The following is a 5919-nucleotide window of genomic DNA, read 5'->3' as shown; positions in this document are numbered from 1 at the left end:
CTGGGTATATTGGTTCAATAAAAAGCGTGTACACAGTGCACTGGGTTATGTATCGCCTTTTGAGTTTGAAGCAATGTACTATGATAAGATTAACCCGTTAGGTCAGGTGGCCTAACTTAAATAAAAAAGCCTCCGACAAACCCGGTACGGTTCAATAATTTGGTTTCTTCGTCTAACACTGAAGATTTATCATTTTGACTCATAAAATCACCATAATTTTTTAGGGTAAAAATTGAAAATTTGGTTTTGCTCTAACTTGAGGTTCAAGTCTTTATGCAACTTGAAGTATTTTTTATAGGTGCTGGCACTCAATTGAACATGACGCTGCAGATTTGGATCCGATCGCATATACTGTGATAACCGCAGACCTAAGGCTTCGGACAATTGAGTAAAAAAACAGGTAAACAGCACAGCATGCACATGTTTCTGTTTGTGCTTTGGAATCTGTTCCAAATCTAAAGAAATTTTATCGATTAACCATTTTAGGACCTCAAATTCATCAACGGCTTTATTCGATTTCGCCCCCGTGTTAAGAATTCTTTTGATGTAAGCATCCAGCTTGTTTTTAAGATTCAAGATAAAACCTCGAATAAAGTCTGGTAAATCTAATATCAAAACTGCTCTGAGTTTGATCAGAACTTCAAATGATTTTTTTTGCATGTTGAAACCTAGTAAATAGGTATGAGCAATTAGTCCATACCATCTTCAAAATTAGTCTTCTTTCACTCGGGCAAATTTATAGACTTCTGCCTTACTCCAGCGAAGAGTACGTCCATATCTAATAGGATTAATTGGGCCATTTTCATATAAAGCCCACTTACGTAAAGTTTGTTCTGCATACCCTAAGAGCCTAGCTGTCTCTTTAGTAGTTAGTACAAGTCGATCATCGGTAATCGGCTTATGTTTATGATTGAATCCCATTTTTTATTTCCGTGTTGATTTAAAGCCATCAAAACACACCTAAATTTGGAAAGTAATATTACAAAAATAGGTTTTTTCTTTCCTAATTTAAAATTAAAATGATTTGAACTTTAATTAGTCAGAGTGATGTATGGGTCGCCCGGGAAGAACCAGGATTGATTTTGCAAAAACGATAAGCTGGTATGACTTTTTTTATAATCAGTTAGTACATTCTGGTAGATATAAAAATGATTATGATATGGAGAAGTTTTTTTATGGATACCCAGAAGAACACGATGTAAAAAGCTTATTTAAAAAGTATAAATTTGGTTTATCTACACCACAAAAATATTGGATAAGTACAGTTGAATATAAATGTATTGGCTCATCTAATATTATTAACCATCCTCTATGGAAAATTTTGAAATATCAAATATTTGATGAAGATCTTATATTATTAGAATTAGCTACTTTACCTCACTATATCGTAGAGTTCATTTCATCCAATGGACGTATTAAAGACTTTGATAAGAGTTGCTTAAAACATATAGCAAGCTATGGCTCACTCGACAGCCTATGTGCATTGTATTTATTGCATCACTGGGGAGTAACCATTAATAGTACCGCTCTTTCTAATGATTGCTGTTCACTTCTCATAAATTCATTAGAGTTATTACTAAAAAGAAATCCTCACTTCCATCGTTCACATGTCTTTTTATTTGATGAATTATGTGATCAGATCTTCCTTATAGAATTAAAAGGATACAGTCGACCACTCAAAATTAAATTAAATTGGCGAGAATACAGAAGGAAAAACTGGTCTAGTGAAGTTAAAGAGATATCTACAAAAGCCGAAGCAGATTTCCGCATTCACCCGAAACTTCAAGACTTCATTCCAAGCACACATCCAAACCTAGAAGAACTATACAAAAAACTGTTTGTTTAAGTTGATTTCATCTGCTTACCATTTGCTTACCAGAATCTAAAAACAAAAAAACCACTTACGATTAATGCACGTAAGTGGTTGTTTTATATGGTGGGCCCAGACAGACTTGAACTGTCGACCAACGGATTATGAGTCCGCTGCTCTAACCAACTGAGCTATAGGCCCTATAAGATTGCAAAGCGATTATATTCAATAGCTTGGCAGTGCTGCAATACTATCTAACATTTTCCTATTGAGCAAGTATTTTTTACTTGTAGTCCTATAGTAGACGCTAGAAATTATTGTGCTATATTGCAAAGTATTGCAATTGGTAGTGATTCTAGCGATGTCATCATCCAGAGTAAAGCTCACAAAGACACTTATTGACCAACTCGAAATGACTCCTGCCATTTATCGTGACATTGAGCTTATTGGTTTTGCTATTCGTGTCAATTCAACCTGTAAAACCTATATCGTTGAAAAGAAGGTTCTTGGTAAGACAGTACGGTCTACAATTGGTCTACATGGCAATCTAACACTTGCTCAGGCGCGAGACATTGCCCGAGATAAGCTTGCTCAAATGACGCAAGGCATCAACCCAAACGAAATGAAACGCAAAGCTATTGCGGATGAAAAAGCTAAAACCGACCTATCAAGAAGCAAACCAACATTAAAAGCAGCTTTTGATAATTACTTATTCCATAAAACCTTAAAACCAAGAAGCATTAAAGATTACACCATCGTGATTGATGACTATTTAAAAGATTGGAATAATTTAAAGCTGGATGATATTTCTCGTACTATGATTCAGGCTAAACATACAGAGCTATCACAACGAAGTAAGGCTCAAGCTAATATGGCCATGCGCGTTTTTCGTGCCATTTATAATTATTCAGTTGAGCATTATCTAGATGAAAATGATAAGCCGATTCTTGATGCTCACAATCCTATTAAAACCCTAAATGCTAAAAATGCTTGGAACAAAATTAGACGACGTAAGACTTATATCAATGAGGATCAAATGCCTGATTGGATTAAAGCTGTATTTCAATATAAAGATCGTGGCCAACAATTAGAAACTAACCGCGATTTTTTACTGACTTTAGTTTTGACTGGCTTTAGACGTGAAGAATGTGAATCCCTCCCTTGGTCAAGTGTTGATTTAAAGTATGGGCGCATAACATCTATAGATCCGAAGAATGGCGATCCTCACACATTGCCAATGGGTAATTTTCTACTTGAATTAATGAAAAAGCGCTACTCACAGGCCACTACAGAATGGGTGTTCCCTTCTGCTAAATCGTCTTCGGGACATATTGTTAATATTTCCAAAGTACGACAGAAAATTAATAAATCTTGCGGAATTGAGTTTAGTTTCCATGATCTACGTCGAACATTTGGTTCTATTGCTGAAAACTTGGATTATGGTCGATACACAATTAAGCGCTTACTCAATCATAAGGAAGAAGATGACCGCGATGTAACTGCAGGTTATGTACAAGTTAGTGAAAGAAAATTACGTGAAGCAATGAATGCTATTGAGGACATTGTTTTAGGTGAATATAAATCAACTATTTTCTCAAAGATAGAAAGCTAATGGCCTACATCACCAAAGATGGTAAGTGGCTTGCATATCAAGATGCAACACAAGAAATAACTGAATATGATGATTTTTCAGATATCCAGCAGGTATATCAACCCGAATGGTTTTGGGTCGATAACAAAGATGATGCCAAAGTATTCCATGCTGAAAGTATCGCTAGTTCATTTCTAGTAAGACGACGTGGGGAGTTTTGGAAAGGTGCTAAGGTTGTTGGGAAATGAAAAAGTTAGAAATTATTTTTACAGTAATTTTAGTGATTACCATTATTTGGGGAATACAGTGGATGTTTCATGGTTTTCCAGTAAAACCTTCAAATATTAGTAATTCGAAACCTACTGGGGATATAGTTTCCAATCTGAATGAGTTCTTAAATGATCCTGCTTTATCACAAATAATAGAAAGCTGTGTCCCTCTTTATAATGCTGATTTCAGAAAACGAAATCCTCAAGAAAAAAAACTACCAGATTTAATTACAACTTATGATTTTAGTAAAAATCAATTAATTAAAACCAACCATCGTACAAAAAAGCATGAGGCTAACTTATCAAATATAAATACTATTAATGAGTTCTTTAATGTATTAGATAGTCCAATGAGCGACCCCACAATACTACAACAATGTTTTGGAAATTATGGTTACACACTTGATGACATGAGAAGAATTAAGAAAAAATTTAGCAATTTTGTAAACTCTAATTAATTACATATTTAATATAGTAGCGCTTATATGAAAGCCCTAACTTGGAGGGCTCTTCAATTATTACAGTGCGGTAGAAAATTATTTCTTAAAGTATGCCCTACACCCTTTAATAAACATTTCATTAATATTCATTTCAGGATCATCATCCTTCTCATCATCACATTGATCCGCATTCTTTAGCTCATTCATCTGTGCGTATTGATAGCCGGAATACTCTTCTGTGCCTTCGGTGAAGCCTCCAAGCTTGTCTGGTCACATTTGGTACTGGAAAAAGATGAATGCAGCTATACCAATGACTGCAAGTATTCCATTGACGATCCTAAATTGTTTTGAAATCATTTTTATTCTTAGTTTGGTTATTATTTAAGCAGTGATCATAAAGAATAAAAAGGGATAAGTCTTTGTACTCAAATTCCGAAGAAATTTGGAAGTGTAAAATAATAATAAACATGTGTATGAGTCGTTCATAAGCAACAAAAAAACCATGACAGAGGGAGGGATATGTCATGGTTTCAGTATTCTATAGATAATTGAAAATAATAGATTTTTAAGGGCTACAAATTTCAAATATGGACTTTATAATTTTTACATACAGCAAAAAAATAATTCTAAAAACAATAAAAAAATTTAAAATAGTCAAAATAGTATCAACAACATCATTGTGTATGATACTAGTTAAAACAATAGATGCAAATAAAATAAAAACTAACATATATGATTTTAAAATAAAAAAAACAGGTTTAATATATTTTAAATCAAATAAAAAATTCAAGTTTTCTTTATATATAGACATTAAATTAACTTAAAAATCTTACTACTTTCAAGGCTCTGAAAAAACATTTCAAAACTAGGGCGAATATTCTCACCTTCAAAAGTAATATATTTTAAATTTGAGTGATCTTGTAGGTCTACAATAGACTTATCAACTGTTGCTTGAATATTATATTCAGTACCAAATTGATCTTTTACGGTGACTTCTTTTTTTAACATAGATGGGTCCTTAATTTAAATTATTTAGAAATTATATAACTTGATTAAATTACTTTATAATTTAACTTAAACATCTGATTTAAAGACGTATAAAAAGTTCTTCCATCTAGGTTCAAATCAACTTCTTTACCTGATTGAAGAAGTATTCGCTTACCCACTTCTATAGTTTTTAACCCATTACGAGTATTTTGTATTTTATTTAAAGGGATGAGCGACACTATAATTTCTGTACCATTTTTTGATTTTGCAATTAAATCGTTTATTTTTAACAACTTGTATCCTATTTCTGAAGGTTTTCTCGATTTGAAAAAACTTTAAAACTAATTTTCAATTTATAAAAAGCACTGTTTAGTGCTTTTTATTACTGTCAATTATTGCTTAGATAGCAACAATATTTACAGCATTTGGTCCTTTTTGACCTTGAGCTACACTAAACTCAACCATTTGGCCTTCAAACAGTGTTTTGAAACCTGAATTAGCAATTTCGCTAAAATGGGCAAAAACATCTGGACCTGATTCTTGCTGGATAAAACCGAAACCTTTAGTTTCGTTGAACCATTTTACAGTACCTTTAACAACATTCGAGTTTGACATAATAAATCCTACTGATTTTTTAATAATTGTGAGTCATTTGATTGACTGTTTATAACTAACTTTGAAAATAATAAATTTTGAGACTTAAAATCTGAAAAAACGAAGGATTATGACTAAAACTGCGATACTTAAAGAAGATTTACTGAAACAAGACTTTTTTCTAGTTAACTTAACTATACACTAAAAATTCTGTCTCTATACACATCT

10 protein-coding genes and 1 tRNA gene are annotated in these 5919 nt (G+C 32.7%); 5 read left to right on the top strand and 6 right to left on the bottom strand.

All coding sequences use genetic code 11. The features are described 5' to 3' along the window. On the top strand, positions 1–115 hold a 115-nt coding region (locus tag MF4642_RS17435), incomplete at its 5' end, for an IS3 family transposase (protein WP_413772799.1). A 92-nt stretch (positions 116–207) separates the two neighbouring features. Here MF4642_RS17435 and MF4642_RS15990 read toward each other — a convergent pair. Continuing rightward, on the bottom strand, positions 208–660 hold the full coding sequence (locus tag MF4642_RS15990) for a transporter (protein ID WP_078426831.1): 453 nt from the start codon (positions 658–660) through the stop codon (positions 208–210). 51 nt (positions 661–711) lie between these two features. Next, entirely contained in the window at positions 712–921 is a 210-nt protein-coding gene (locus tag MF4642_RS15985) for a helix-turn-helix domain-containing protein (protein ID WP_078426830.1), read from the bottom strand. Between the two features lie 130 nt (positions 922–1051). Here MF4642_RS15985 and MF4642_RS15980 point away from each other — a divergent pair, with 130 nt between their 5' ends. Continuing rightward, positions 1052–1846 carry a hypothetical protein gene (locus MF4642_RS15980; protein WP_078426829.1) on the top strand — a complete coding sequence of 265 codons (795 nt, stop codon included), beginning with the start codon at positions 1052–1054 and terminating at the stop codon, positions 1844–1846. An 88-nt stretch (positions 1847–1934) separates the two neighbouring features. Here MF4642_RS15980 and MF4642_RS15975 read toward each other — a convergent pair. Further along, a tRNA-Ile gene (locus tag MF4642_RS15975) sits at positions 1935–2011 on the bottom strand. Between the two features lie 160 nt (positions 2012–2171). Here MF4642_RS15975 and MF4642_RS15970 point away from each other — a divergent pair. From MF4642_RS15970 to MF4642_RS15960, 3 genes are read left to right on the top strand one after another with little or no spacing between them, the layout of a single operon-like run. Then, positions 2172–3422, top strand: a complete 1251-nt coding sequence (locus MF4642_RS15970) for a site-specific integrase (protein WP_078426832.1) — start codon at positions 2172–2174, stop codon at positions 3420–3422. Continuing rightward, complete coding sequence (locus MF4642_RS15965; RefSeq protein WP_078426828.1) at positions 3422–3649, top strand: hypothetical protein; 228 nt, start codon at positions 3422–3424, stop codon at positions 3647–3649. Before MF4642_RS15970 ends, MF4642_RS15965 begins: the two co-directional genes overlap by 1 nt. Further along, positions 3646–4128: a hypothetical protein gene (locus MF4642_RS15960; protein WP_078426827.1), complete on the top strand. Its 483-nt coding sequence runs from the start codon at positions 3646–3648 to the stop codon at positions 4126–4128. Before MF4642_RS15965 ends, MF4642_RS15960 begins: the two co-directional genes overlap by 4 nt. Positions 4129–4920: 792 nt before the next feature. On the opposite strand, the gene MF4642_RS15950 is transcribed toward MF4642_RS15960, so the two are convergent. The 3 genes from MF4642_RS15950 to MF4642_RS15940 form a co-directional block, all read right to left on the bottom strand. Next, positions 4921–5118 (bottom strand): hypothetical protein, encoded by a 198-nt coding sequence (locus MF4642_RS15950; protein WP_004980409.1) that lies wholly within the window; start codon positions 5116–5118, stop codon positions 4921–4923. 44 nt (positions 5119–5162) lie between these two features. Further along, positions 5163–5390 (bottom strand): hypothetical protein, encoded by a 228-nt coding sequence (locus MF4642_RS15945; protein ID WP_004693379.1) that lies wholly within the window; start codon positions 5388–5390, stop codon positions 5163–5165. A gap of 106 nt (positions 5391–5496) precedes the next feature. Beyond that, entirely contained in the window at positions 5497–5712 is a 216-nt protein-coding gene (locus MF4642_RS15940) for a cold-shock protein (protein ID WP_004693381.1), read from the bottom strand. Positions 5713–5919: the final 207 nt, after the last annotated feature.

The organism is Acinetobacter sp. MF4642, assembly GCF_002018925.1.
In the GTDB taxonomy this organism is placed as follows: Bacteria; Pseudomonadota; Gammaproteobacteria; order Pseudomonadales; family Moraxellaceae; genus Acinetobacter; species Acinetobacter johnsonii.
This window is presented reverse-complemented; position numbering and strand designations above follow the sequence as displayed.